The sequence below is a fragment of the Thiocapsa roseopersicina genome, assembly GCF_900106925.1.
Lineage (GTDB): Bacteria > Pseudomonadota > Gammaproteobacteria > Chromatiales > Chromatiaceae > Thiocapsa > Thiocapsa roseopersicina.
The window spans coordinates 159,965-184,372 of the sequence record NZ_FNNZ01000010.1; the positions used below are offsets into that span (position 1 = coordinate 159,965).

Annotated in this window: 27 protein-coding genes, 1 tRNA gene, 1 other RNA gene and 1 pseudogene; 10 read left to right on the forward strand and 20 right to left on the reverse strand. The window is 63.2% G+C overall.

Annotation, left to right across the window (positions count from 1 at the left end; translation table 11 throughout):
• Positions 1 to 62 precede the first annotated feature (62 nt).
• Together pepP and BLV04_RS12420 are read right to left on the reverse strand one after the other, a co-directional pair.
• Entirely contained in the window at positions 63 to 1,367 is a 1,305-nt protein-coding gene (gene pepP / locus BLV04_RS12415) for a Xaa-Pro aminopeptidase (protein ID WP_093032310.1), read from the reverse strand.
• Positions 1,364 to 1,996 carry a UPF0149 family protein gene (locus tag BLV04_RS12420; protein WP_093032313.1) on the reverse strand — a complete coding sequence of 211 codons (633 nt, stop codon included), beginning with the start codon at positions 1,994 to 1,996 and terminating at the stop codon, positions 1,364 to 1,366. The genes pepP and BLV04_RS12420 overlap by 4 nt, the downstream gene beginning before the upstream one ends.
• Positions 1,997 to 2,067: 71 nt before the next feature.
• On the opposite strand from BLV04_RS12420, the gene BLV04_RS12425 reads away from it, so the two are divergent.
• From BLV04_RS12425 to BLV04_RS12440, 4 genes are all read left to right on the forward strand, one after another.
• Positions 2,068 to 2,277: a TIGR02449 family protein gene (locus BLV04_RS12425; protein WP_093032316.1), complete on the forward strand. Its 210-nt coding sequence runs from the start codon at positions 2,068 to 2,070 to the stop codon at positions 2,275 to 2,277.
• A complete protein-coding gene (locus tag BLV04_RS12430) occupies positions 2,274 to 2,603 on the forward strand; it encodes a cell division protein ZapA (protein WP_093032319.1) in 330 nt (109 codons plus the stop codon). The genes BLV04_RS12425 and BLV04_RS12430 overlap by 4 nt, the downstream gene beginning before the upstream one ends.
• A 15-nt stretch (positions 2,604 to 2,618) precedes the next feature.
• Positions 2,619 to 2,804: non-coding RNA, 6S RNA (gene ssrS, locus BLV04_RS12435), on the forward strand.
• Between the two features lie 70 nt (positions 2,805 to 2,874).
• Entirely contained in the window at positions 2,875 to 3,471 is a 597-nt protein-coding gene (locus BLV04_RS12440) for a 5-formyltetrahydrofolate cyclo-ligase (protein WP_245731865.1), read from the forward strand.
• 213 nt (positions 3,472 to 3,684) lie between these two features.
• On the opposite strand, the gene ilvA is transcribed toward BLV04_RS12440, so the two are convergent.
• Positions 3,685 to 5,217, reverse strand: coding sequence for a threonine ammonia-lyase, biosynthetic (gene ilvA / locus BLV04_RS12445; RefSeq protein ID WP_093032326.1), 1,533 nt, complete (start codon positions 5,215 to 5,217; stop codon positions 3,685 to 3,687).
• 608 nt (positions 5,218 to 5,825) lie between these two features.
• On the opposite strand from ilvA, the gene rpiA reads away from it, so the two are divergent.
• On the forward strand, positions 5,826 to 6,485 hold the full coding sequence (gene rpiA / locus BLV04_RS12450; protein ID WP_093032329.1) for a ribose-5-phosphate isomerase RpiA: 660 nt from the start codon (positions 5,826 to 5,828) through the stop codon (positions 6,483 to 6,485).
• Positions 6,486 to 6,840: 355 nt separating this feature from the next.
• Here rpiA and BLV04_RS12455 read toward each other — a convergent pair whose 3' ends face one another.
• The 5 genes from BLV04_RS12455 to BLV04_RS12475 form a co-directional block, all read right to left on the reverse strand.
• Complete coding sequence (locus tag BLV04_RS12455; RefSeq protein WP_093032332.1) at positions 6,841 to 8,121, reverse strand: porin; 1,281 nt, start codon at positions 8,119 to 8,121, stop codon at positions 6,841 to 6,843.
• A gap of 505 nt (positions 8,122 to 8,626) precedes the next feature.
• A tRNA-Gln gene (locus BLV04_RS12460) sits at positions 8,627 to 8,700 on the reverse strand.
• A 146-nt stretch (positions 8,701 to 8,846) separates the two neighbouring features.
• Positions 8,847 to 9,236: a 30S ribosomal protein S9 gene (gene rpsI / locus BLV04_RS12465; protein ID WP_093032335.1), complete on the reverse strand. Its 390-nt coding sequence runs from the start codon at positions 9,234 to 9,236 to the stop codon at positions 8,847 to 8,849.
• Positions 9,237 to 9,247: 11 nt separating this feature from the next.
• Complete coding sequence (gene rplM, locus BLV04_RS12470; protein WP_007192299.1) at positions 9,248 to 9,685, reverse strand: 50S ribosomal protein L13; 438 nt, start codon at positions 9,683 to 9,685, stop codon at positions 9,248 to 9,250.
• Between the two features lie 183 nt (positions 9,686 to 9,868).
• Entirely contained in the window at positions 9,869 to 10,183 is a 315-nt protein-coding gene (locus BLV04_RS12475; RefSeq protein ID WP_093032338.1) for a (2Fe-2S) ferredoxin domain-containing protein, read from the reverse strand.
• Between the two features lie 153 nt (positions 10,184 to 10,336).
• On the opposite strand from BLV04_RS12475, the gene BLV04_RS12480 reads away from it, so the two are divergent.
• Both BLV04_RS12480 and coq7 read left to right on the forward strand, forming a co-directional pair.
• Positions 10,337 to 11,575: a (Fe-S)-binding protein gene (locus tag BLV04_RS12480; RefSeq protein WP_093032341.1), complete on the forward strand. Its 1,239-nt coding sequence runs from the start codon at positions 10,337 to 10,339 to the stop codon at positions 11,573 to 11,575.
• Between the two features lie 209 nt (positions 11,576 to 11,784).
• Positions 11,785 to 12,429 carry a 2-polyprenyl-3-methyl-6-methoxy-1,4-benzoquinone monooxygenase gene (coq7, locus tag BLV04_RS12485; protein WP_093032344.1) on the forward strand — a complete coding sequence of 215 codons (645 nt, stop codon included), beginning with the start codon at positions 11,785 to 11,787 and terminating at the stop codon, positions 12,427 to 12,429.
• A 355-nt stretch (positions 12,430 to 12,784) separates the two neighbouring features.
• On the opposite strand, the gene speD is transcribed toward coq7, so the two are convergent.
• Positions 12,785 to 13,609, reverse strand: a complete 825-nt coding sequence (gene speD, locus BLV04_RS12490) for an adenosylmethionine decarboxylase (protein ID WP_093032347.1) — start codon at positions 13,607 to 13,609, stop codon at positions 12,785 to 12,787.
• Between the two features lie 36 nt (positions 13,610 to 13,645).
• Positions 13,646 to 14,095, reverse strand: a complete 450-nt coding sequence (locus BLV04_RS12495; protein WP_093032350.1) for an OsmC family protein — start codon at positions 14,093 to 14,095, stop codon at positions 13,646 to 13,648.
• A gap of 171 nt (positions 14,096 to 14,266) precedes the next feature.
• Between BLV04_RS12495 and crp the strand changes: the two genes are divergently transcribed.
• Positions 14,267 to 14,923, forward strand: a complete 657-nt coding sequence (gene crp, locus BLV04_RS12500) for a cAMP-activated global transcriptional regulator CRP (RefSeq protein WP_007192305.1) — start codon at positions 14,267 to 14,269, stop codon at positions 14,921 to 14,923.
• 306 nt (positions 14,924 to 15,229) lie between these two features.
• On the opposite strand, the gene trpC is transcribed toward crp, so the two are convergent.
• The 9 genes from trpC to BLV04_RS12545 all read right to left on the reverse strand — a co-directional run bounded on the left by trpC (position 15,230) and on the right by BLV04_RS12545 (position 23,090).
• The gene (trpC, locus tag BLV04_RS12505) at positions 15,230 to 16,036 is read right to left on the reverse strand and encodes an indole-3-glycerol phosphate synthase TrpC (RefSeq protein WP_093032353.1); all 807 of its coding nucleotides are present in this window, start codon (positions 16,034 to 16,036) and stop codon (positions 15,230 to 15,232) included.
• 2 nt (positions 16,037 to 16,038) lie between these two features.
• Positions 16,039 to 17,079, reverse strand: a complete 1,041-nt coding sequence (trpD, locus tag BLV04_RS12510; RefSeq protein WP_093032356.1) for an anthranilate phosphoribosyltransferase — start codon at positions 17,077 to 17,079, stop codon at positions 16,039 to 16,041.
• Positions 17,080 to 17,271: 192 nt separating this feature from the next.
• The gene (locus BLV04_RS12515) at positions 17,272 to 17,859 is read right to left on the reverse strand and encodes an aminodeoxychorismate/anthranilate synthase component II (RefSeq protein WP_093032413.1); all 588 of its coding nucleotides are present in this window, start codon (positions 17,857 to 17,859) and stop codon (positions 17,272 to 17,274) included.
• A 114-nt stretch (positions 17,860 to 17,973) separates the two neighbouring features.
• Positions 17,974 to 18,303: a nucleotidyltransferase domain-containing protein gene (locus BLV04_RS12520; RefSeq protein WP_093032360.1), complete on the reverse strand. Its 330-nt coding sequence runs from the start codon at positions 18,301 to 18,303 to the stop codon at positions 17,974 to 17,976.
• Positions 18,300 to 19,823, reverse strand: coding sequence for an anthranilate synthase component I (gene trpE, locus BLV04_RS12525; RefSeq protein ID WP_093032364.1), 1,524 nt, complete (start codon positions 19,821 to 19,823; stop codon positions 18,300 to 18,302). The genes BLV04_RS12520 and trpE overlap by 4 nt, the downstream gene beginning before the upstream one ends.
• A 139-nt stretch (positions 19,824 to 19,962) precedes the next feature.
• The gene (locus BLV04_RS12530; RefSeq protein ID WP_093032367.1) at positions 19,963 to 20,637 is read right to left on the reverse strand and encodes a phosphoglycolate phosphatase; all 675 of its coding nucleotides are present in this window, start codon (positions 20,635 to 20,637) and stop codon (positions 19,963 to 19,965) included.
• 142 nt (positions 20,638 to 20,779) lie between these two features.
• The gene (rpe, locus tag BLV04_RS12535) at positions 20,780 to 21,463 is read right to left on the reverse strand and encodes a ribulose-phosphate 3-epimerase (RefSeq protein ID WP_093032416.1); all 684 of its coding nucleotides are present in this window, start codon (positions 21,461 to 21,463) and stop codon (positions 20,780 to 20,782) included.
• A 126-nt stretch (positions 21,464 to 21,589) separates the two neighbouring features.
• Positions 21,590 to 22,411: a co-chaperone DjlA gene (djlA, locus tag BLV04_RS12540; protein WP_093032371.1), complete on the reverse strand. Its 822-nt coding sequence runs from the start codon at positions 22,409 to 22,411 to the stop codon at positions 21,590 to 21,592.
• Positions 22,412 to 22,424: 13 nt separating this feature from the next.
• Entirely contained in the window at positions 22,425 to 23,090 is a 666-nt protein-coding gene (locus BLV04_RS12545; RefSeq protein ID WP_093032375.1) for an energy-coupling factor ABC transporter permease, read from the reverse strand.
• Positions 23,091 to 23,317: 227 nt separating this feature from the next.
• Between BLV04_RS12545 and BLV04_RS12550 the strand changes: the two genes are divergently transcribed.
• Positions 23,318 to 23,590, forward strand: a complete 273-nt coding sequence (locus BLV04_RS12550; RefSeq protein WP_245731866.1) for a hypothetical protein — start codon at positions 23,318 to 23,320, stop codon at positions 23,588 to 23,590.
• 184 nt (positions 23,591 to 23,774) lie between these two features.
• Here the strand turns inward: BLV04_RS12550 and BLV04_RS12555 are convergent, their stop codons facing one another.
• Positions 23,775 to 23,957, reverse strand: coding sequence for a hypothetical protein (locus tag BLV04_RS12555; protein ID WP_139191925.1), 183 nt, complete (start codon positions 23,955 to 23,957; stop codon positions 23,775 to 23,777).
• Between the two features lie 335 nt (positions 23,958 to 24,292).
• Between BLV04_RS12555 and BLV04_RS24445 the strand changes: the two are divergent.
• Positions 24,293 to 24,408, forward strand: a pseudogene (locus BLV04_RS24445) (IS5/IS1182 family transposase); the annotation flags it as partial.

A 24,408-nucleotide genomic window follows, 5' to 3' on the forward strand; every position in this document is an offset into this window, starting at 1 on the left:
AGACATCTCCAAAGCCAAACGCAACATGAAAATGACGCATGACGCTCCGGACGCGGTTTAAATCAGCCCGCCATGAGGGATTCGATCGCATCGGGATCCTTCGGTGCCGCGGCCGAGAGGATCTCGTTTCCCGACTCCGTGATCAAGACATCGTCCTCGATGCGGATCCCGATCTGTCGATAGGGCTCCGGGATCTCGTCCGAGTCGGCCAAATAGAGTCCGGGCTCCACCGTCAACACCATCCCGGGCTCGAAGGACCGCCACGCGCCCTTCTGTTTGTAGCTTCCGACGTCGTGGACATCCATCCCCAGCCAATGCCCCGTGCGGTGCATATAGTAGGGTTTGTGCGCTTCCTCTTTGATCAGCTCGGCGAGCTTTCCCTTGAGCAGGCCGAGATGGACAAGCCCTTTGGTCAGGACCTTGACCGCCTCGTCGTGTGGCTCGTTCCACAGATTGCCCGGCTTGGCCTTGCCGATCGCTGCGGTCTGCGCCTCGAGCACCAGCTCGTAGAGCTCGCGCTGGGGCGCACTGAAGCGCCCGTTTACGGGAAAGGTCCGGGTGATGTCGGATGCATAGCCGCCGAGCTCGCATCCGGCATCGATCAGGACGAGATCCCCGTCGCGCAGCGGCGCCCGGTTCTCGACATAGTGCAGGATGCAGGCATTGGCGCCGCCGCCGACGATCGGGGAGTAGGCCTGATCGCGCGCACCCGAGACGGCGCAGACGTGATGAAATTCGGCCTCGAGCCGAGACTCGTTCATGCCGGGCCCGCAGATCTGCATCAGCCGCCGGTGGGCCGCGGCGGAAATCTCCGCCGCTCGGCGCATCTGTTTGATCTCGGCGGGGCTCTTGCGAAGCCGCATCTCGTGCAGGACAGACTCGATGGTCACGAAGATCTCGGGCGCACAGGCGCCGGCGCGGACGTTGGCCCGAACCCGGTTCACCCAGCCCATAACACGCGCGTCGAGCGCCGCATCGCTGCCGATCGCGAAATACAGCCGCTCGCGCCCGTCGATCAGGGTCGGCATGACCGTATCGAGCTCGCTCAGTGGATACGCCTGATCGGCTCCGAATTGCGCCGTCGCACCCTCGATGCCCGCGCGCCGGCCGTCCCACTGCTCGCGCTCCGGATCGCGAGGCCGACAAAAGAGCACGTACTCCCCGTCTTTGCGTTTCGGCGCAATGACGGCAAAGGCGTCGGGTTCGGAGAAACCCGTCAGATACACGAAATCGCTGTTCTGGCGAAACGGGTAGTGGGCATCGCGATTGCGCACGACCTCGCGCGCGGCCGGAAGGATCGCAATGCCGTTCGGGCCGATCGCATTGGCCAGGGCCCGTCGGCGGCGCTTGTATTCGGCCGCCGTCATGACTCGGACGAGGGGGCGCGAGCGACGACGCACTCTTGATAGATCGTCATCGCCGCAACCCGGATGAACTCGCTCACTTCGGTCAATGCCTCTTCGTTTTGCTCGTCGTCGTCGAGTCCGTCGAGATCCATGCGGGTCACGTCGGTAAAATCACGCAGGATCTCGCGCGTCTCCGGCGAAGGCTCCGCACCGGTATGGTCGAGTGTTCCCCAAGCGTAGAGGAACCCGCGAACCCAGTCATAGAGGGCCGTCGCCCGTTCTGCAAGGGGGCGAGTGTCATCGGGCAAGAACAACGTGAGTGCGAACTCGGACGCCTCGAGCTCCTCGCGCGTCAGGCGCGCCAGCGCCGACAGGGCCTCGCGCCCCTCCTCGATCGGCAGATCGCCCGCATCGGACTCGGGCCGGAGCTGGCGCAACCAAGTGGCCTCAGGGTTCGCATCGCCGCCGCACATCAGGCCGCAAAGGATGCCGTGGGCCTCGCTGGGCGTCGCACAAAGTGCGCCCGCCGCCAGATAACGGGCAAGCCGATCGTCGTCGATATTCGTGGCGACCTCCTCTCGGGGAACAGGGCGGGAAACGGGGATGGGCGCCGGACGATCAAAAGCCCGGCGACCATGCGATAATACCATGCGCTTTCGCGCGATTGACCGCCCTCCGCACGCCTTCTATAGTGCGACGAACTTCAACGGAGTCGTGGACTTTGGCACATTTCGACCTCGACCAATTGGAACAACAGGTGGAGACCTTGATCCGCCTGAACCAGCGCCTGCGCGACGAAAACAAATCCCTGCGGGCTCGCCAAGAGACGTTGGTCGGCGAGCGCGGCGAGCTGATCGAAAAGACCGAGCAGGCACGCAGTCGAGTCGAAGCCATGTTGTCGCGTTTGCGCGCGATGGAGGAGAGTCTATGAGCGACGAGCCGATTCAGGTCAGCATCAGGATCCTCGACAAGGACTACCGAATCGCCTGCGCGCCGCATGAGGAACAGGGACTGCGCGAATCCGCGCGCATTCTCGACGGCAAGATGCGCGACATCCGCAAGACCGGACGCGTCATCGGCACCGACCGCATCGCCGTGATGGCGGCTCTGAATATTGCCCATGAGCTGTTTCAGCTTCAGAAATCCCGCACCGTCGACGGTGGCGAGATCGACCCGCGGCTTACGCTCCTGCAGGAGCGCGTCGCGCAAGCGCTGGCAGCCGAACAGGCGCTGGACGCGTCGGGCGAAAGGGTATAGCCTCCTTTCTCAAGACACCCCCTGCAGTGACCGATCGTGGCCTGGGTATTTTCTTGAGCCTAATCGCTGCCCTGGGGACATAGAAGTGAGGCTGTTGTGCAAGTCCGCCTTCGAGCGGGAAGCCTGAAGCCGAACCGAGTGTCCCCACTTGAACCTCTTGGTTCAAGAACAAAGGTCTGCAACGGCACAGGCGGGGGGTGTCCCCTTTTTTCCTCCCGCAATGCCACATCCGAAACTCCTCCGCCGAGCACTGCGCGCTAGCCGCCGAGCCTTGAGCAGCCGGTCGCAACGCAACCATTCGCGTCTCGTCGCCCGACTGCTTCGTCGCGAGATACGCTTTCGGCGCGCCCGCCGGATCGCAGCCTACTGGCCGGCCGATGGCGAGCTCGATCCACGCCCCTTGCTGGAAGACGCGTTCACGGACGGAAAAGCCGTCTATTTCCCGGTCTTGGGCAAAAGGATCGGGGGGCGATCCCGGGTCAAACTCCGCTTCGTGCGCTGGATCGCCGGCGAGACGATGCGTCCCAATCACTTCGGCATCCCCGAGCCAACGCGACGCGGCCGGCACATCCGCCCCGCTCGCCATCTCGACCTGATCCTGGTCCCGCTCGTGGGATTCGACAGTGCCTGCAACCGCATCGGCATGGGTGGCGGCTACTACGACCGCACCCTGGCCTTTCTGAAGGCGCGCCGATACTGGCGGCGACCCCGACTGATCGGCCTCGCGCATGAGTGCCAGCGCATCGAGAGGATCGAGCCTCGCCCCTGGGATATCCCGCTCGACGCCGTCGTGACCGAGCGGCGCATCTACGTCGGATCGCCTCCCGACCGACAAATCTGGCTTCGGGACCGTTCGCACCTCTCTTGAGCCTGATCGCCTTGCGGAACACGCTCTTTACGGGTGATTTACCGGAAAGCTTCGACCACCATGATCGGGGCGACTGAAGTCGCCTCTACATGCCTTGCAGGCAGTTTGTTCCCGGAAATCGCCTGAATCGCCTTTTCGTTTTTATCATCTAAACCGCGCCCCGCCGAGGCCATTGTTCGCGACGACGCAGCGCTCCAGCCGCACCCACACAAATCACTCCAAGCGCGGTTTAGATCCCGCAAAGAGCCGATACCCCGGATTCTCGGTCTCTTCCCAGTACTGATAACCCAAGGTATCGAGCGCCTCGCGAAAGTCATCCGCTTCGTCCGGCGGAATCTGGGCACCCATCAGGACGCGCCCGTAGGCCGCGCCGTGGTTGCGGTAGTGAAACAGCGTGATGTTCCAACGCTTTCCCAGTGCCGAGAGAAAATCCAGCAACGCGCCCGGGCGCTCGGGAAACTCGAAGCGCACGAGGGTCTCGCACTCGATCCCTTCGGCGTGCCCGCCGACCATGTAGCGGATATGCAGCTTTGCCGTCTCGTTCTCGGTCATGTCGAGCACGCCGAAACCTTTCTCCACAAGGCGGCCGATCAGCTCGGCACGCTCGTCGTCGCCGCGCGCCAGCTCCACGCCGACAAAGACCTGCGCGCGTGACGCATCCGAGTAGCGATAGTTGAACTCGGTGATCTGACGCCGTCCGATCACTCGGCAGAAAGCCAGAAAGCTGCCCGGGCGCTCCGGGATCTCCACCGCAAGCAATGCCTCGCGCCGCTCGCCGAGCTCGGCGCGCTCGGCGATGTGGCGCAGCCGATCGAAGTTGACGTTGGCGCCGCTCTCGATCGCGATCAGATGCTCGCCCTTGATCTTGTGCGTCTCCACATACCGCTTCATGCCGGCGACTGCGAGTGCACCGGCCGGTTCGGCGATCCCGCGGGTGTCGTCGAAGATGTCTTTGACCGCGGCGCAGATCTCGTCGGTGCTCACGAGCACGACCTCGTCGACACGCTCTCGGGCAATACGGAAGGTCTCCTCGCCGATCAGTTTTACGGCCACGCCGTCGGCGAAGAGCCCAACCTGCGCCAGCTCGACGCGCCGCCCTGCGGCGAGCGCCGCATGCAGCGTGGGCGCATCCTGCGGCTCCACACCGATGATGCGCACCTCCGGCATCAACCATTTGACGTAGGCCGCAACGCCCGCAATCAGTCCGCCGCCGCCCACCGGGACGAAGATCGCATAGGGCGGGACCGAATGTTGGCGCAGGATCTCCATCCCGATCGTCCCCTGACCGGCGATGACGTCGGGGTCATCGAAGGGGTGCAGGAAGGTCAGTCCCTTCTCCGCGACCAAGGTCATCGCATGGGCGAAGGCTTCGTCGTAGGAGTCGCCATGCAGGACGGCCTTGCCGCCGAGACTACGCACCGCGCGCACCTTGATCGCAGGCGTGGTCCGCGGCATCACGATGATCGCCGGCACCCCGAGCTTGGCAGCGCCAAGCGCAACGCCCTGTGCATGATTTCCCGCGCTGGCCGCGATCACGCCGCGTGCGCGCACCTCCGGATCCAAGTGGATCAGCTTGTTGTACGCGCCCCGCAGCTTGAACGAGAACACGGGCTGCAAGTCCTCGCGCTTGAGAAAGACCGCGTTGTCGAGCCGCGAGGAGAGCTGCGGCGCATGCGTCAGGGGTGTCTCGTGCGCCACATCGTAGACGCGAGCACGCAGGATCCGTTCGATATAGGCGTCGGGCATCTAAACCGCGTCCGGAGTGATATACATTGTTCTTGGATTGGAGCCGTGTCGATTGAATGCAGGAGCGTCGGAGCTGACGCGGTTTAGAGTTTTAAGAATATGAACGTTTATACCGTATCTCGGACGAGGGCCGGAAGGTAACTCCGTGCTGAACGCACTCGAAACCAAGCATCTCGCTCTCGACACAGTTTAGCTCCGGACAGATCTGCGGGGTTTCGGCGCTCTGTTATGATACTGCCGGAGCTGGAAAAGAGCGGAGCTGGAGGTGCCGAACCGTACGAGGCACAACCAACCGTCGGCGCTGAACCGCCCGCCAGCCGTCTGCCTCCAGCTAGCAGCTTTCGGTCATCAGCCATTGGCTGGGTGGCTGGCGACTGGAAGCTAAACCGCGTCCAGAGCGAGATGCTCGTTTTCGAGTGAGTTCGACGATTGGTGCATCCACGGCCCTTAGCGGGGACGCGGTTTAAAATGATCTGTTTTTTAATATCTTAAAGCGCGCCGACTCCGGCGGTCGTCAAGTCTGCCGGGGCCGATCCCATCGAAAAACATCGCATATCGCTCTGAGCGCGGTTTAACGCCTCACACTCGACCAACACACCGGAGGACACATGAACACACAAGACGCGATGAAAAAACAGGCCGCCGAGGCTGCGCTTGCCTATGTCGAGGACGGTATCATCGGGGTAGGCACAGGCTCGACCGTGAATCACTTCATCGATGCACTCGCCGGTATCAAGGGACGGATCGAGGGCGCGGTGTCGAGCTCGGTCGCCTCGACAGAACGACTCAAGGGGCACGGGATCCCGGTCTACGATCTCAATGCCGTCGGTGAGCTTTCGCTCTATGTCGACGGGGCGGACGAGTCCAACGCGCAGCTCCAGTTGATCAAGGGCGGCGGCGGTGCACTCACCCGCGAAAAGATCGTCGCCGCGGCGAGCCGGCAGTTTGTCTGCATCGCCGACGAGAGCAAGCTGGTCAGGGTCTTGGGTGCCTTCCCGCTGCCCGTCGAGGTGATTCCGATGGCGCGCAGCTATGTCGCGCGCGAGCTGGTCCAATTGGGCGGTACCCCGGTCTGGCGCGAGGGTTTCGTGACCGACAACGGCAATCTGATCCTGGACGTACAGCATCTCGAGATTATGGAGCCGGCCAAGCTGGAGCAACAGATCAACAATATCGCCGGGGTGGTCACCGTCGGCATCTTTGCCCTGCGCCCGGCGGATGTCTTGATCCTCGGCACTCCGGATGGACCCAAAACCTTGCGGGCCTGATCCGAGGGTCATTCGGCGTTGTTCGGAGCGCTGGCCGGTAGGGCAATGGACGAGCGAGAGCGAAGTCCACCGATCCCTGCGCCGACGCTGATGGACTGCGCTACGATTGTTCGCTCTACGACTTGATCGAAACAGGATGCGGAGCTGAGCCCGATCTTTTGGCCCTGAGTCGCTCATCGAGCAGCCTGCGCCACGGCTCGGGCACGCACGCCGACCGTCACGCCGGCTTCTGCGGTCAACGGCCGGATCCAGGCTAAGCAGACCATTCGGCAACATCCGAGCCCGGCGCTCCCGAGAGACAAAAAAACGGGGCCCGAAGGCCCCGTCATGCGTTCCATGCCAAGCCGGAATCGGCTTAGAAGCTGTGCATCATACCGAGCGAGAAGCCGTCCCACTGCGAGCCACGGATCTCCTGAGACGCATCGTCGTCCACCTGGGTGTACAGCACATACGCCTTGGTGCGCTTGCTGAAGTTGTGATCGAAACCGATCGCCCAAGTGTAGTAATCGCCGTCGAGGGTGTTCTTGTACTTCTCGATCTCCGGCAAGGAGGTGTCGAAGTCGCTGTCACGCGTGCCGCTGCCGTACATGGCCTTGACCATGTTGTTGCCGAAGGCATAGCCGGCCTGCACCTGCCACAGCTTCAGGCCATCCGGAGCAGGAGCACCGCTGCCTTGGTTCCACAACTGACCTGCCGGACGATCGGCCTGGTCTTCGTAGATCGCGGTCAAGGTGAAGCCGTTCCAGTCGAGCAGGCCCAAGCCGATACGCCAGACGCTGAAATCATCGGCGACGAAGTTCGGATTTGCGACGGCCTCGCCGGTGTCCGGATCGATAAAGAGCGGATCACCGAGGAGCACGGTGGTCGAATCCATGTACAGGTCGTTCCCGAACATCTCGTAAGCGGCCGAGACGTAGAAGGGGCCGTTGCTGTAGATACCTGCAGCCGACCAGCCTTCAGCAATGCTGTCGGCGAAGATGTTGCCGTTGCTCGGGGTGATGGTCGAACCACCACCCGCGTGCACCGCAGCCATCAGCTGGAAGCCGCTCAGGCTCGGGCTGATGTAGGCGACCACGTTGTCGGCACGGACATCGTTGAAGCCGACGGTGCCGTTGTAGTCGGCCATGGTGTCGGAGAAGAGATCCAGCTTGCCGGTGGAGATCTTCACCGGGGTGTCGTGACGACCGACCAGGAAGGTACCCCAGTCGCCGGCCAGACCCAGGAAGCTGTTACGCATGGTCGGCGAGTTGTTGGAGCCGGTTGCGGCCAGTTGACGCGACTCTTCCGTCATCTGGATGCCGAACTCGACCTGGTAGATCGCCTTCAGGCCGTTGCCCAGATCCTCGGAGCCCTTGACACCGATGCGGTTGGCGCGCTTCTCGCCGGGGATGTAACCGCCGCCGTTCAGACCCCAGCCTTGGAAGTTCTGATCACGATCGGGGATTGGAGCAACGAGCTGTTGCCCGGTCTCCGGATCGATAATCTCGGGAACCACGGAGCCCTGGGAGATGACGTTGGTGACGTCGGCCCAGTCGATGGACATGTTCAGCTTGCCGTACAGGATAGCTTCGGCCATCGCGGCACCCGGGGCGACCATCGCGGCAGCGACCGCGAGGCTAAGGATCTTCTTGTTCATACTCTTCTCCGCTGTTGTGAATTTGTCAGGTAGACTGCAGAAACCAAACGCAATCATGCTTTGCGCACTGAACTATAGTGTAAGGCGGAGTGTTTTGCAACAGAGTGGGACAAAAAAAGACACACGCAGGGAATGTGTTGCTTTTTAGCATCGACCCGACGCGAGGCGGGCGCATTTCGGCATGCTCATAAGGGATCGGCCGGTGAGAATGTCGCTTTGATTCCGGCGACGAGGCCAGCCTGAATACTTGATTCCACTTGACTGCCGTGCTCAGGCGCAGCGACAAGCACCGCGAGCGCTCTGCATGCATCGAACGCTCGAAAAAGCATCGAAAAAGCACAACACCCGATTCTCGCCTAAACCGGCGGGGCAGCGTGGCCGCAAGGCCGCGACTGACATCGATGCCACAGCGACAGGGTGTCGCGTAAGGTGTACAGCGGCGAAAGACAGCGAAGCGGCAGCATTCTGGATGCGTGCCGGACCAGGTATGAGGCCGAGCAGGATGTGGCTGGGGGACTAGGATTCGAACCTAGGTTGACGGAGTCAGAGTCCGCTGTCCTACCACTAGACGATCCCCCAAAATCGGGACGTGTCGCAGGCATCGGGGAAACACGATGCACGGCGAGCAGAGCGCCGAGAGAGCGTGAAGCTGTTGCAGTACCCAGCGAAGGCGGCTCGGACGTGCCGAGCCGGCGACAAGGACCAAACGCTCTTCGGTCGATCTGTTAACGCTTCGAGAACTGAGGACGCTTACGGGCCTTGTGGAGGCCGACCTTCTTACGCTCGACCTCGCGAGCGTCGCGGGTCAAGAACCCGGCGCGTCGCATCGGCGAACGGAGGTTCTCGTCGAACAGCACCAGCGCCCGGGCGATGCCGTGGCGAATCGCGCCGGCCTGCCCCGTGTTGCCGCCACCGGCCACGGTAGCCTTGATGTCGACTCGGTCGAGCAACCCGGCGGTCTCGAGCGGCTGACGAACGACCATCCGAGCCGTCTCGCGGCCGAAGAATTGATCGAGCGGGCGATCGTTGACCGTGATGTTGCCCGACCCGAGGGTCAGGAAGATACGGGCGGCGGACGTCTTGCGTCGACCGATGGCGTGTTGTCTCTCGGACATGCGTCTGATTCCTAAACGTTGAGCTCAAGGACTTGCGGCTGTTGCGCCTGATGACCGTGCTCCGGCCCGGCGTAGACACGCAGCTTCTTGAACATGGCCCGCCCGAGCGGCCCACGCGGCAGCATCCCCTTCACGGCGATCTCGATGGCCCGCTCGGGCTTGGAATCGAGCAGTTTGGCAAGATTCGTCGACTTGAGATTGCCGATGTAGCCGGTGTGGTGGTAGTACATCTTGTCTTCGCGCTTGTTCCCGGTCACCCGCACCTTCTCGGCATTGATGACGACCATATAGTCGCCGGTGTCGACATGGGGGGTGTACTGCGGCTTGTGCTTGCCGCGCAAGCGAAGGGCCAACTCGCTCGCGAGCCGCCCGAGGGTCTTGCCGTCGGCATCGACCAGATACCAGGCACGGCGGACTTCCGCCGGTTTTGCACTCACTGTCGTCGTCATGTCCTTCGCTCCGGGATGCCGTGCTCGCGTTGCCCCGACATCGAATTCACGTTACGGCATTGAGCCGGTATGGTTCGAGTGACGAGTCGCGCGCGGGCCGTCGATTTCGTTTTCTGTGTCGAGAAAGACCGCGAAGTCTACGTGACGAAATCGTCGCACGCAACCCAAAATTTAACCCGCGATTCAGGCCGGTAACAGCAGCCGATCCACCACGCGCCCGCCGATCAGATGCTCCTGCAGGATCTCCTCCAAGTCCTCGCTGTCGATGTAGGTGTACCAGGTGTCCTCCGGATAGACCACGATCACGGGGCCTTCCGCACAACGGTCGAGACAACCGGCGGTGTTGATGCGCACCCCGCCACGCCCCGTCAGACCCAGCTCCTTGGTGCGGCGCTTGAGGAAATCCCGCATCGCCGTGGCCGCGCACTGGTTGCAGCATTGGCTGCCGTCCTCGCGCTGGTTGGTGCAGAAGAAGACGTGATAGCGGTAGTACGACATCTTAAATGACCTGGATTGAACGCAAAGCGACCGCGGAAGGGTAACATAATCAAGGTCCGCAGCGACCGAGCGCCACCCACGTCCGAGGCTACAGGCTCGCCGGCATGGACGCACTCCGAACGAACCGACCGAGCCACTGGACGACCCCCGCGATTGAAGAACTCGACCGAAGACCCACGCAGCCTCTTGCAGGCCGGCGCAACCCGCGAGCTATTGCTGCTTGCCGATCAATGCGTCAAATGCGGACTGTGCCTGCCGCACTGCCCGACGTTTCAACAGGCACGCCAAGAGGCGGACTCGCCGCGCGGGCGGATCGCCCTGATCCAAGGGTGGGCGGGCGGCCACTTGGCGATGACGCCGACCCTCGCCGGGCATCTCGACGGCTGTCTCGGCTGCCTGAATTGCGAGCGCGTCTGCCCCTCGGAGGTCGCCTACGGGCGCATCGCCGATCAGGCGAAGGCGCTGCGCACGGCCGCGTCGCCCGCACCCGCGCGGACCCTCAAGCGGCTCATGCTCGGCGCCTTGTCGAGCGCGCAGCTGATGAGCCGATTCGCCCGGATCCCGCGCCTCTACCGCCGCCTTGGTCTCGCCCGACTGGCGGAGCTGCTCAGGCTCGACCGAATCCCCGCATTGCGCCCATATCATCGGATCGCGAGGGCGATGGGGGCCGTCGCCCTCGCGATCGCTCCGCGCAACCCGGAAGGGGCGGACGTCGATCTCTTCCTCGGCTGCATGGGCGCCGCCGCGGAAGGACGTGCCGTCGAGGCGACCCTGAAGATCGCCGCTCGACTGAATCTGCGCCTTCGCATCGCCTCGCCCGACACCTGCTGCGGCGCGATGCTCAGGCACAACGGATTGCCCGCACAGGCCGACGCACGGCGCGATGCCTGCGTACGGGTCCATGGCGGCCGCCCGCTCGTCGGTCTGGCGAGCGCCTGTGTCGCCGAGCTTCGGGTGGATCCGGCACTGCGCGACACCCGGGAGCTGTGTGCGTTTCTCGACGAGGTCGAGTGGCCGGAATCGCTGCGGGTCCGATCCGATCGACGCCGCGTCCTGGTCCACGAGCCCTGCTCGCATCGCAACCAGCTCGGCGGGAATGCCGCCGTCCATCGGCTGCTCGGGCGCATCCCCGGTCTGGAGATAGTGCCGATGCCGCCGGGCCAAGGGTGCTGCGGTGCAGCCGGAACCTACCTGCTCCAGCACCCGGCCATGGCCGAGGCGCTGCTCGCCGACCTGCTGGCACCGGTGCGTCTGGACACACCGGACGTGATCGTCACCACCAATCCGGGGTGCGCCCTGCACCTGACCGCGGGCGTTCGCGAGGCCGGGCTGGACATCGCGGTCCTGCATCCCGTCGAGCTGATCGCCGCCGCACTCGGCCCGGAGGCTTAACGGCCGCAGGTTGGGCACGTTGTCGTTGTCGATTACGACAACGACAACGACAACGACAACGATTGGATCGGGTGCTCGACTGATTTCCGACACGTAACTTGGATGCGCAACAACGCGCTGGAAGCCAGCCCTGCTGCCCGCATACTCGTCACGCGGCGGCGAATCCCCGATACTGACCGCAACGCAACGCCTTTCGACCGGAGCAACCCATGACAACACGCCGTTTAACGCCCATCGACCAGATGTTGATCAACGCCGATCACGCCCTGAGGACCCTGTTCGGGCGCCCGCAAACCACCGAACGGCCCAACCCAGCCGAGGACATCCCGGAGGCGGACCTTACCGACGAGCAGCGTCGGCACGTCGCCCGCCTGATGCGGATCAACCACACCGGCGAGGTCTGCGCCCAGGCCCTCTACCAAGGTCAGGCGCTGACCGCCACGCTGCCGGATACGCGCAAGCGCCTGGAACGCTCCGCCAAGGAAGAGAACGATCATCTCGCCTGGTGTGCCGCACGCCTGGATGACTTGGGGGACCGCAAGAGTCTCTTGAACCCGCTCTGGTATGCGGGCTCTTTTGCGATGGGCGCGGCGGCCGGGCTGGCCGGCGACAAGTGGAGCCTCGGCTTCGTCGTCGAGACCGAGCGTCAGGTCGAGGACCACCTTGACGAGCACCTCGCGCAGATCCCGATCGACGATGAGAAGACGCGCACCATCCTCGAGCAGATGAAGGCCGACGAGGTCCACCATGCGCAGATTGCCCATGCCGCCGGCGGGGCCGAGCTACCGGCGCCGATTCGTTCGGCGATGCGGCTGACCTCGAAGGTGATGACGAGCACGGTCTATTGGGTCTAAACCGCGCTCGACGGGGCATTGGGGTGTCGAGCGATCTTGGACCTCGGGGCTACCAATCGACGTCGGTGCAGCGCGGTTTAGGTGAAATCTAGATTTTTCTGGACGTTCTTATATTAAGATCAAACGGTTACTTGGGCGGTGAAGAGATTTCGAGACCGCCCGAGATCATTTTCGTTGTCGTATCGATCGTCGATTACGACAACGACAACGAACGGTTTCAACACATCTGCCGCGCTGCAGTCGTCGGCCGGGTTGTCGAGGTAGACGCGCCCGGGACACGCCCAGCCGGCGGGTGCCGGTGAGCGCAGCGAACCGCCCGATCCCCCTATCATCCTGAATCCCGCGATAGCGGAATTCAGCCCCCGAGATATTCGAGATTGCGACCGAGATTACGCCCGTAAAAGATCTCGCTGAGCTCGCGGCGCAGCAGTTTCTGAATCCGCTGGTGCTCGCGCTCCGAGAGATCCTTGGCCTCGATGCAGAAGAGATAGTCGTCGAGCCTGAAGTCCTTGATCACCATCTTGGTGTGGAAGAGGTTTTCCTGGTAGACGTTCACATCGACCATCTGATAGCGGTTCTTGGTGTCGCGCGACAGATAGTTCTGGATCGAGCTGATGTTGTGGTCGATGAAGTGCTTGCGTCCGCCGACATCGCGCGTGAAGCCGCGCACCCGGTAGTCCATGATGACCACGTCGGACTCAAGGGCATGGATCAGATAGTTCAAGGCCCGCAGCGGGGAGATCCGCCCGCAGGTCGAGACATCGATATCCGCGCGGAAGGTGCTGATCCCGGTCTGGGGATTGCTCTCCGGATAGGTGTGGACCGTGATGTGGCTCTTGTCCAGATGGGCGACGACCGCCTCCGGCAAGGGGCCGGGCGAGGCGGTGTTGGAGATCTGCCCCGCCGCGATCGGCTCCTCGGAGATCAGCATGGTCACCGAGGCGCCCTGCGGGTCGTAATCCTGGTGCGCGACATTGAGAATGGTCGCACCGATGATCTCCGCGACATCCGTCAGGATCGCGGTCAGGCGCTCGGCGTTGTAGGCCTCGTCGATATACTGGATGTAGGCCTCACGCTGCTCGTCCGAGTCCGCATAACAGACATCGTAGATGTTGAAGCTGAGCGTCTTGGTGAGGTTGTTGAACCCCTCCAGACGCAGCTTTTTCAGAGTCGTGGGCATCGGCGTGAGACCTCCAGAACAACAGGAGCGCGCACGCTACCGTTCCGGTTCGACGGATGCAAGAGCGGTATCGAGATCGCGGATCTCGAAATCGTGCGTGACGGTCGCGGTCGCGCCCAGCATGATGGATGCCGAGCAGTATTTTTCGGCACTCAGCTTGATCGCCCGCTCCACGCGTTGCGGATCCAGGCCGCGTCCGGTCAGGATGAAATGGACGTGGATCGCGGTGAAGACCTTGGGGTCGGTCTCCGCGCGGTGCGCCGTCAACTCGACGACACAGTCCGTCACCGCTTGACGCGCCTTGCGCAGGATGAGCAGGACGTCGAACTGGGTGCAGCCGCCCAAGCCCATCAGCAGCATCTCCATGGGGCGCACACCGATGTTGCGCCCCCCGAGATCGGGCGGTCCGTCCATCACGATTGCATGACCCGAGCCGGCCTCGCCCAGCATCGCTGCCCCTTCGATCCATTTCACACGCGCCTTCATCCGAACTCTCCGCCGTCGTTCGTCCCGCACAAAAAGAAGACCCGATGCGCAACCCGCTCGCGCTCGGGGACATGCAACGACCGCGTGCCTCGTCTTCGTCGGTGTTCGACAAGGGACACAGGCGCGCCTAGAATCCAGACCATAGTCCGGGACAGACAGGCACAGCGATCCATGACCATTCTGACGCCGCCCAAACAAGATCCCCGTTGGTTGGAGCCCTTGTTGCGTTACTGTCATGCCAAGAGCTACGACAAGAACGTGGACTTCATCCGTCAAGGCGAAGCGGCCGACACACTCTATTATCTCATCGAAGGCTCGGTCGCGGCGATGATCGACGACCCCGAGGAGCGTCGCGAGCTGCTGCTCGCCTACATCAACAAGGGCGAGTTCATCGGCGAGATGGGGCTCTTCGTCCCGCAGAAGACACGCAGCGTCATCATCCGCACCCGCACCAAGTGCAAGGTCGCGGAGATCAGCTACCAGCGGCTCGATCGCCTGCTCGATGTCGAGCTCAAAGAATACGCGAAGGATTTTCTCTACAGCGTCGGACTGCAACTCTCCCAGCGCCTGCGCCAGACCAGCCGCAAGGTCGGTCACCTGGCCTTCCTGGACGTGACCGGCCGCATCGCCGGTACCCTGCTGGACCTCTGCAAGCAGCCCGATGCCATGACCCATCCCGACGGGATGCAGATCCGGGTCACCCGACAGGAGCTCTCCCGCAACGTCGGCTGCTCGCGCGAGATGGCCGGGCGGGTGCTCAAGAGCCTGGAGGAGCAGGGACTAGTCAGCGTGAAGGGGAAGACGATCGTGGTGTTCGGGACGCGGTAGGGAGCCGCCAGCCGCCAGCCGCCAGCCGCCAGCCGAAGGATGCTGCCGGATCAAACGCGGTTCCGCCCGCACGGGGGGATCGTCGGGATTGGGTGATTTCCGAGAACAGAGCTAACCGCGTGTAGGTGCGAGTTGATTCGCACGCACAGCCCTCAAGGTCTTCCAAGCAGGCGAAGACGGGATGCTCATTCCAGAGAATCACCTGAGCCCGTCAGGGCAGCCGAAGAGTCGACTGCAAGTCGACTATCCCGGGGTTCCGGGGCTAGCCGGCTCGGCGATCGACGACTCCTTGATGCATCGCACCGCTCAATGCGTTCCGAAGAACAGCCGCGCCAATTCCTCGCCCGGATCTTCGGCACGCATGAAGGCCTCGCCGACGAGGAAGGAGTTCACGCCGCTCGCACGCATCCGCTCGACATCGTCCGGGGTCAGAATGCCGCTCTCGGTGACGAGCAGCCGGTCGCTCGGGACCCGATCCAGCAGCCCGAGCGTCGTGTCCAGGGTCACCTCGAAGGTCCGCAGATTGCGGTTGTTGATCCCGATCAGGCGGCCCGGGATCGCCAGTGCCCGCTCCAGCTCTTCCGCGTCGTGAACCTCCACCAACACGTCCAGCCCGATCTGTGCGGCCAACGCATTGAGCGCGGCGAGCCGGCCATCGTCCAGACAGGCCGCAATCAGCAGGATACAGTCCGCGCCCAGGGCGCGAGCCTCGTAGACCTGATAAGGGTCGACGATGAAGTCCTTGCGGATCACCGGCAGGGCGCAGGCCGCGCGTGCCGCCTCGAGATCCTCGTCGCTCCCCTGGAAGAAATCACGGTCGGTCAGCACCGAGAGACAGGCCGCACCGTTGCGGGCATAGCTCTGCGCGATCTCGGCGGGCCGAAAATCCGGGCGCAACACACCCTTGCTCGGACTGGCCTTCTTGATCTCGGAGATCACCGCGGGGGCGCCGGCCTCGATTTTGGCCCGGAGCGCATCGGCAAACCCGCGTGGCGGATCGGCTTCGTGTAAGCCTGCAGCGAGTCGATCGAGCGGCACGCGCGCCGACCGGGCGGAGACCTCTTCGACCTTTCGATGAATAATCTTTTTGAGGATGTCGGGTGTGTCGCTCATCGTCAATGACCGCCCTTCGCCCGATCGAAGCTCGCCGTCAGCTCGATCAAACGCTCGAGCCGACGTTGCGCCTCGCCGCTGGAGATGGCGAAGTCGGCTCGCGCCAGTCCCGCGGCGAGACTCTCGGCTCGACCGGCCGCATAGATGGCCGCGCCGGCATTGAGCTGAACGATATCCCGTGCCGGCCCCGGCTGGTTGGCGAGCACGCCGCGCAGGATCACCAAGCTCTCGGCCGGATCCCCGACGCGGATCGCATCGAGATCCGCGCGCTTGAGACCGAAGTCCTCGGGATTGATGGCGTAGCGGTGGATCACGCCGTCCTTCAGCTCGGCCACGTCGGTGCTGTCGCCGATGCTGATCTCGTCCAAACCGTCGCGGGCATGAACCACCAAGACATGACGACTGCCGAGGCGCTGCAGCACCAGCGCGAGCGGCTCGAGCAGATCCTCGCAGAAGACCCCGAGGACCTGATTCGGCGCACCGGCCGGATTGGTCAGCGGGCCCAGGACGTTGAAAATGGTCCGCACGCCCAGCTCTTTGCGCGGACCGATCGCGTGTTTCATGGCGCTGTGATGGCCCGGCGCAAACATGAAGCCGACACCGACCTCGCGCACGCAGCGCGCAACCTGCTCAGAGGACAGATCCAGGCGCACACCGGCTGCCTCGAGCACGTCGGCCGCACCCGAGCGACTCGAGACCGAACGGTTGCCGTGCTTGGCGACATGACAGCCGGCCGCCGCCGCAACGAACATGCTGGTGGTCGAGACGTTGAAGGTGCCGGACGAATCGCCGCCGGTGCCGACGATGTCGACCACATGATCGAGCCCGCCGATATCCACGCCGGTCGCCAGCTCGCGCATCACGCCCGCCGCCGCCGCGATCTCCGGCACCGCCTCGCCCTTCATGCGCAGCGCGATCAGGAAGCCGGCGATCTGCGCCGAGGTCGCCCCGCCGGTCATGATGGTGCGCATGACCGTGGTCATCTCGTCGCCGGTCAGATCACGATGCTCCAGGCAGCGGTTGATCGCCTCTTTTAGCTCCATGATTAAAACGCGCTCTTTGGTTTAGGTGAGGGTTTCATGTCGGGTCGACCTTGTCACGCGTATTCACTGCCGGAGATGCGCGTTTTAAGTGATTATTTTTTCTTTCAATATCCTAAATCGCGTCTCACCAGCCGATTGGAGGGCTGCGGGGTCGACATTACCGCCGACATCAATCGTCGCGATGTACGCGATTTAGCTGGACGCGGTTTGTAAGAAATTTTTGAGGAGGTCGTGCCCGTGACGGGTCAGGATGGACTCCGGATGAAACTGCACGCCCTCGACCGCAAGCTCGCGATGGCGCACGCCCATGATGGCCTCGCGCTCGCCCTCGGCGGTCTCGGTCCAGGCCGTCACCTCCAGACAATCCGGCAGGGTCTCCTGCTCGATCACCAGCGAGTGATAACGCGTCGCCTCGAAGGGGTTATCCAGTCCGTGGAACACGCCAACGTCCGTATGATGGATCGCCGAGGTCTTGCCGTGCATCACGCTCGGCGCCTTGATGATGTGTCCGCCGAACGCCTGGCCGATCGATTGATGTCCCAGACAGACGCCGAGGATCGGCACGCGCCCGGCCATCGCCTGGATCAGCGGGACCGAGATCCCGGCCTCGTTCGGCGTGCAGGGCCCGGGCGAGATCACGATCCGCTCGGGCGCAAGCGCAATCGCCTCGTCGAGACTCAGCTCGTCGTTGCGCACCACGTGCACCTCCGCACCCAGCTCGCCCAGGTATTGCACCAGGTTGTAGGTGAAGGAGTCGTAGTTGTCGATCATCAGCAGCATAATGAACGCCACACACTCTTCAGAAATGGGAATGCCATCATCCGCGATCGAGCTCGGCGGCGCCAATCACGACAACGAGCGCCCGCCGTGCCTTTTTAAGGCCGGCATCGGCGGTCATACGAGAATCCCGTCACGCCGGATCGTCTCGATCAGACCTGGATTCGCGAACCCCTCCGGATGCTTCCACTCCTCCAACCAGATCGGCAGAGCGTCGATCAGAATACCCGTCTCAAGCATAAGATCGAAGGCAATGCCTGCCATGTCGACCGCCGCATCGGCGCGATTCCCTTGCGGGCCTCCGAGCAGCACGGCAAGGTCGGCGTCGCTCAGATCGTCGGCATCTCCACGGGCACGGCTGCCATAGAGCAAGGCACCGGCGACGTCGTACCGCTCGCGCAACCGATCGACGAATCCTCTGGCAGCACTTTCAACATTTGCTTTCATCCGACCGTTGCCTCCATGCGCTCGAAGTCGCTGTCGCGTCCGGCACCCCGCTCGATCCCGGCCTCGGCCAAGGCCACGGCGCGAAAGACCGCGCGGCCCTTGCTCATGGTCTCCTTCCATTCGGCGTCCGGGACCGAGTCGGCCACGATGCCGGCGCCGGCCTGGATGTGGAGCATGCCGTCCTTGATGACGGCGGTGCGGATCGCAATCGCCGTGTCCATGTTGCCGTTCCAGGAGAGATAGCCGACCGCGCCCGAATAGATACCGCGCTTGACGGGCTCCAGCTCGTCGATGATCTCCATCGCACGGATCTTGGGTGCCCCGGAGACGGTCCCGGCGGGGAAGGTCGCACGCAGCACATCGATGGCGTTCATGCCCTCGCGCAGATCGCCGACGACATTGGAGACGATGTGCATCACGTGCGAATAGCGCTCGACGATCATCTTGTCGGTCACCTGCACGCTGCCGATCTCGGCCACGCGCCCGGCGTCGTTGCGTCCCAGGTCGATCAGCATCAGATGCTCGGCCAGCTCCTTGGGATCGGCCAGCAGCTCGGCTTCAAGTGCCTGATCTTCGGCCTCGGTCTCGCCGCGACGGCGCGTGCCGGCGATCGGGCGGACCGTCACCACGCCGTCCTCGAGCCGGGTGAGGATCTCGGGCGAGGAGCCGACGATGTGAAAATCGCCCAGATCGAGGAAATACATGTAGGGCGAGGGATTGAGCCCGCGCAGCGCCCGATACAGATCCAGCGGCGGCGCCTGGAAGGGGATGGAAAGACGCTGCGAGATGACGACCTGCATGCAGTCGCCGTCCAGAATGTAGTCCTTGATGCGCTCGACCGCGTGCTTGAATCCGTCTTCGGTGAAGCCGGAGACGAAGTCGGTCTCGCTGACCGTGCGCCCCTGCTCCGCGGAACGTCGCGGGGCACCGCGGCGCATCCGCTCGCACAGCGCGTCGATGCGCGCCTCGCCGGCCTCCAGGGTATCGCCTGCGCTCGGATCGAGGTTCAGGATGATGTACATCCGTCCGCTGAGATTGTCGAAGACGACCACCTCGTCGGAGACCATCAGAAGGATGTCCGGTGTCTGCAACTGATCCGGGTTGGGGCAAGTCGCCAGACGCGGCTCGATATAGCGGATGGTATCGTAGCCGAAATAGCCGACCAGACCGCCGGTGAAGCGCGGCAGACAGGCCAGGTCCGCAACCTTGAAGCGCTTTTGGTAGGCGTCGATCCAGGCCAGCGGATCCGCCGTGTCGACGGACTCGATGACCGCGCCGTCACGCTCGACGCGGATCGCGTGGCCGCTCACCCTCAGCAGGGTGCGGCAGGGCAGGCCGATAATGGAATAACGCCCCCACTTCTCCCCGCCCTGCACGGATTCGAGCAGGTAGGAGTAAGGCCCCTCGGCGAGCTTAAGATAGACGCTGAGCGGGGTGTCGAGGTCGGCAAGGACCTCTCGCAGAATCGGAATACGGTTGTGGCCCTGGTCGGCAAGGGCGCGAAAGGCAGCGGGGGTCATCGGGGTCTCCGAGCAAATGGGATTAGGGCAGGTCGGAACTCAGTCTCAACCTCGCCATCGCCACCCGTTCATCGCTCGCATTGTCCCGGTTCTCATGTTCTTAGGTTGATCCCGAATGCCGCTGTACGGCGGAACCCAGCTATGCCTCGGCCGCCAAAAGACCCTTGAGCTCGACCATGGCGTCGATCACCGCGTCGGGGTTAGCCTCGCGGATGTCTTGACCGTGATTGTAACCGTAGCTCATACAGATGATCCCGAAGCCGGCGGCACGCGCCGCCTTCACGTCGCTCACCGAGTCGCCGATCATGAGCGCCTCCGCAGGCTCGACACCGAAGTGTTGCGCCGCGTGGAGCAACGGCATGGGATCCGGCTTCTTTTTCGGTAGCGTATCACCACTCACCACCAAGCCGAAATTCTCGCGGATCCCCAAGTCGCGCAACAGCGGCTCGGTGAACTGAGCCGCCTTGTTGGTCACGCAACCGAGCTGATAACCCGCGCCCTTCATGAAAGCGATACCCTCGATCACGCCCGGATAGAGCACCGAGCGCTTGGAGGTGTTGTCCGCATAGAGCTCCAGAAAGATCGGGAGCGCCGCCTCGAAATCCGCCTCGTCGGGCTCTCCGTCGAGCTGACCGATCAGCGCCCGCCGCACCAGACGCTCGACCCCGTTTCCGACCCAATTGCGCACGGCCGCCTCACCGTGGGGCGGACGGCCGAGCCGCTCCATCATGGCGTCGACACAAAAGGCCAGATCCGGAACGCTGTCCACCAGCGTGCCGTCCACATCGATCAGGATCATCTTCGGTCGCAGCATGCGATCACAGCTCCAGGCTCAACAAAACAATCGGACAAGCCATTCAGGCCCTTCATCACCCAAACCGCGTCGACTCGAATCACGAAGGGAAGCTCGGCCGCATCGACCAAACTCCCACCTCGACCTGAGTCCCGGACGCGGTTCAGCGCGCCATCTGCTCCCGCATCTCGCGAATAATACTGTCGTAGCGATGCGGATCGCTGTCGCGGCCCTTGCCGAAAATCCCGGAGCCGGAGACGAAGGTGTCCGCGCCAGCCGCCTTGATCTCGCCGATGTTGTCGGCCTTCACGCCGCCGTCGACCTCAAGTCGAATGTCGAATCCGGACGCATCGATCATCTTGCGCGCCGCACGCAGCTTCTCCATCGTCGCCGGGATGAAGCTCTGCCCGCCGAAGCCGGGGTTCACCGACATCAGCAGGATCATGTCGATCTTGTCCATCACATAGTCGAGATAGCTCAGCGACGTCGCCGGGTTGAACACCAGACCGGCCTTGCAGCCTTCGTTGCGGATCAACTGCAGCGTGCGGTCGATGTGCTCGCTCGCCTCCGGATGGAAGGTGATATAGGTTGCGCCCGCGGCAGCGAAGTCCGGGATGATCCGATCGACCGGCTTCACCATCAGATGCACGTCGATCGGTGCGGTCACGCCATGCTTGCGCAGCGCCTCGCAGACCAACGGGCCGATGGTCAGGTTCGGCACGTAATGGTTGTCCATCACGTCGAAATGGACGATGTCCGCGCCGGCGGCGAGCACATTGTCGACCTCCTCGCCGAGCCTGGCGAAATCCGCCGAGAGGATGGACGGTGCGATCAGATCAGGCGTCATGCTGTTGTCCCCTAAGATCTCGATCACCGCGGCACACGCGCCTCGGCCCGGATCCGTTTTGATGTTGAAAGTGCGGAACTCTAACCGAAGCGGACCGGATTTTCACTCGGCGCGCGGCCGCACGCGCTAGGCCGCACGCGCCTCCGTGATGGTCTCGTAGGCACGCCGGATCTCCTGCGTCTTCTGCGAGGCCATTCGCATCGCCTCCTCAGGCAGACCCTTCGCCATCAGTTTGTCCGGATGATGCTGACTCATCAGACGCCGATACGCCTTCTTGATCTCCGCATCGCTCGCTTTGGGGCCGACCCCCAGGGTCGCGTAAGCGCCGGCGAGCGGCGCCGGTCTTGCGGCCGTGGAGGACCTGCCGCGGCCGGCCTGCCCGGTCGCGCCGGCATACATCCGTTGCTGAAGCACCAGGAGATTTTCGAGCTGCCGATAGGCGAAGGCCGAGACGTTGAGCCCGCGCCGAATGGTCTCGAGCGCGCGCCGCTGATCCGGTGTCGGAGCTCCGTCCACATAGGCGGTCAGGAGCTGCACCTCGACGAACAGGTGAATCAGCGTCCCCTGGCCCGTGCAGACCGCCTTCAGCGCAGCGATGGCGCCCGCCAGATCGAAGTCGGGAGACTTGCCTTGATTGAAGAGATCGATCGCCACGCGTCGCTGGTCGGTACCCAATGACATCCGATCCATCACGGTACGCGCGAGGGCGACCTCCGCCTCGCTGACCCGCCCGTCGGCCTTGGCGACATGGCCCATCACCAAGAAGGTCGTTTCGAAGAAGCGCGCCTGGACCCGTGCCCGTTGCGCGCCCGTCAAGGCCGGGCGCCGCGCACCGCCGATCCAGCCCCGATCCACACCCTGACCCACGGCCGCGCCGAACACCGCGCCGACCGGACCGCCGACAGCGAACCCGATAGCACTCCCGACGGCTGTGCCCAACCAACCCATGCCGAAAACTCCGTTATTTTCCATTCAGATACTGTTCATCGCTGAAGGAGTACACCCACTGCGGCTTGAACGCCACCAGCACGACCAAGATCCAGCCGTTCAGGAAGGCCTCCGGCATGAACATCAAAGGGAAGAAGGGTAGCACCGTTTCGCTGAGATCCGCGAAGCTGTAAGCACCGCTGAACACCAGCAACCAGGCCGCCAGATAGCCCGTGAGCGCGCCCACCAGACCCGCGGTCAGAAACCCGTTCACCAGCACATAGACGAAGAACTGCTTGGGCAGATACCAGCGGATCAGGATCAAGGCGACCTGGGTGAGGGTCGCCGGCACGACCCCGGTGAGAAGGGCATTGAGCGCGAACCCGTCCCAGCCCGTTCCGGCGTTCAGGACCACCCCGAGCAGGGCCAACGCCGCCCCGATCACAGCCAATGACCATCCGAACATCAGGGTAACGGCCGTCACCCCGAGCAGATGAAACGACAACCCGGACTGCACCTGAACGTCCATGTGCCAGAGCACCAGCAGCGCAACAACGGCACCGAGAAAGACGTTCAACTGCTCCATGTCGCGAAATTTCCGCCACGGCGTCAACCGCAAGGCCAGCAGCAGGATCGCAGCGAAGAGCAGGTTCATGACCCAGAGCAGAGCAGGTGAGAACAGCGTGCCGTCGATCGTCATGTCGAGCCTGTCGGAGGTAGCGTGGTCGGGGTGACCTCATCTTCACGAAATTAGGTAGGTTTTCGGGGGGATCAACTGTGGGACTCGAACGCGGGGTAGAAGGCGATGTGCTCGCCCGGTCCAACGAGCATCTCAGGAATCCCTGGAAAATTGGCTCGTTTCGGTAGAATTCGCATCAGTGCGAAGTGGAGCATTCTCGTCGTGAAGTACAGCGGCTGGCGGAGGAATTGAACCACCTAGACGCCACGATTCGTCTGTTCGATCCGGACTACGACGTCAGTGCCGTTTGGCCGAAGGCGCCACGCCACCGGCAACAGTGGCTCGCATCGGGCGAATGCCGGGGTCTGGTCCTGGATGCCTTGCGCGATGCGCTCGAGCCGTTGTCGGCGCGTGCGGTGATGCAGGTGCTGGCCGCGGCGCAAGGCGGTTCCCGAACACCCCGAGGTGCGCGCGGGCGCGCAGAAGACGGTCCTGGCGGTGCTGCGCCGTCGCGCGGCTAAGGGCACGGCGCGGGTCATCGCGAACACCTCGCGCATCGGGAGCGTCCGGGCGGCGGCCAACAAGAGGTAGTGAGGGGACATGGCATGCTCCGGGGACTGGATCGATCGTGCCAGTGTGCTCCCGGGGGTGGCTCAAAACGCGAGCCTGCACGCTAAGTTTTTGATTTAAAAACATGTGCGCTTGCTACATCATGCCGGTCAAGCCCGCCGGCGGATCCCCGCGCAGGACGTCCCCGCACCACTCCCGCAGGGTGCTGCGCGCAAACGCGATATCGGCCGCCACGCCGCGTTGCCTCTCTCCCGCCGCCAGCTGTGTCTCGACCGCCGCGATGCGCTCGGCCTGCTCCAAACGTGTGCGCCGCGTCATGCCGCGATCCCCCAACCGGGCCTCGAACCTCCGGGTAGCGTAGCGCTCGCGCTTGGTCTAAAGTCGTTCTCGGCAGGATCTTCGAACATCTTTTCGAACCCTCCGTCAGCTTATACTTCCAAGGGTACGAAATTTCGAGTGTCCTGCCAGATTCCCGCACACCCATCACCAAGCTCTGAATCGAACTTGGCTGGGCATATGAACAAAACCCTTCTTCCCTGAGATATAGCATAATGACAACAAGAACACTAAGGAAACGCTGATTAAATCACTCCCACCAAAGGGGCTCGATTGCTAAAATAGAGCATCGTCACCGACCATGGAGACCCCTGGGCATGATGAAGCAGTTCTCCTTTGCCGACGCCGAGTTTGCCGCCAAGAAAAAAGTCACGCGCCGCGAGCGCTTTCTCGACGAGATGGAGCGGGTGGTGCCGTGGCCGGAGCTGCTGAA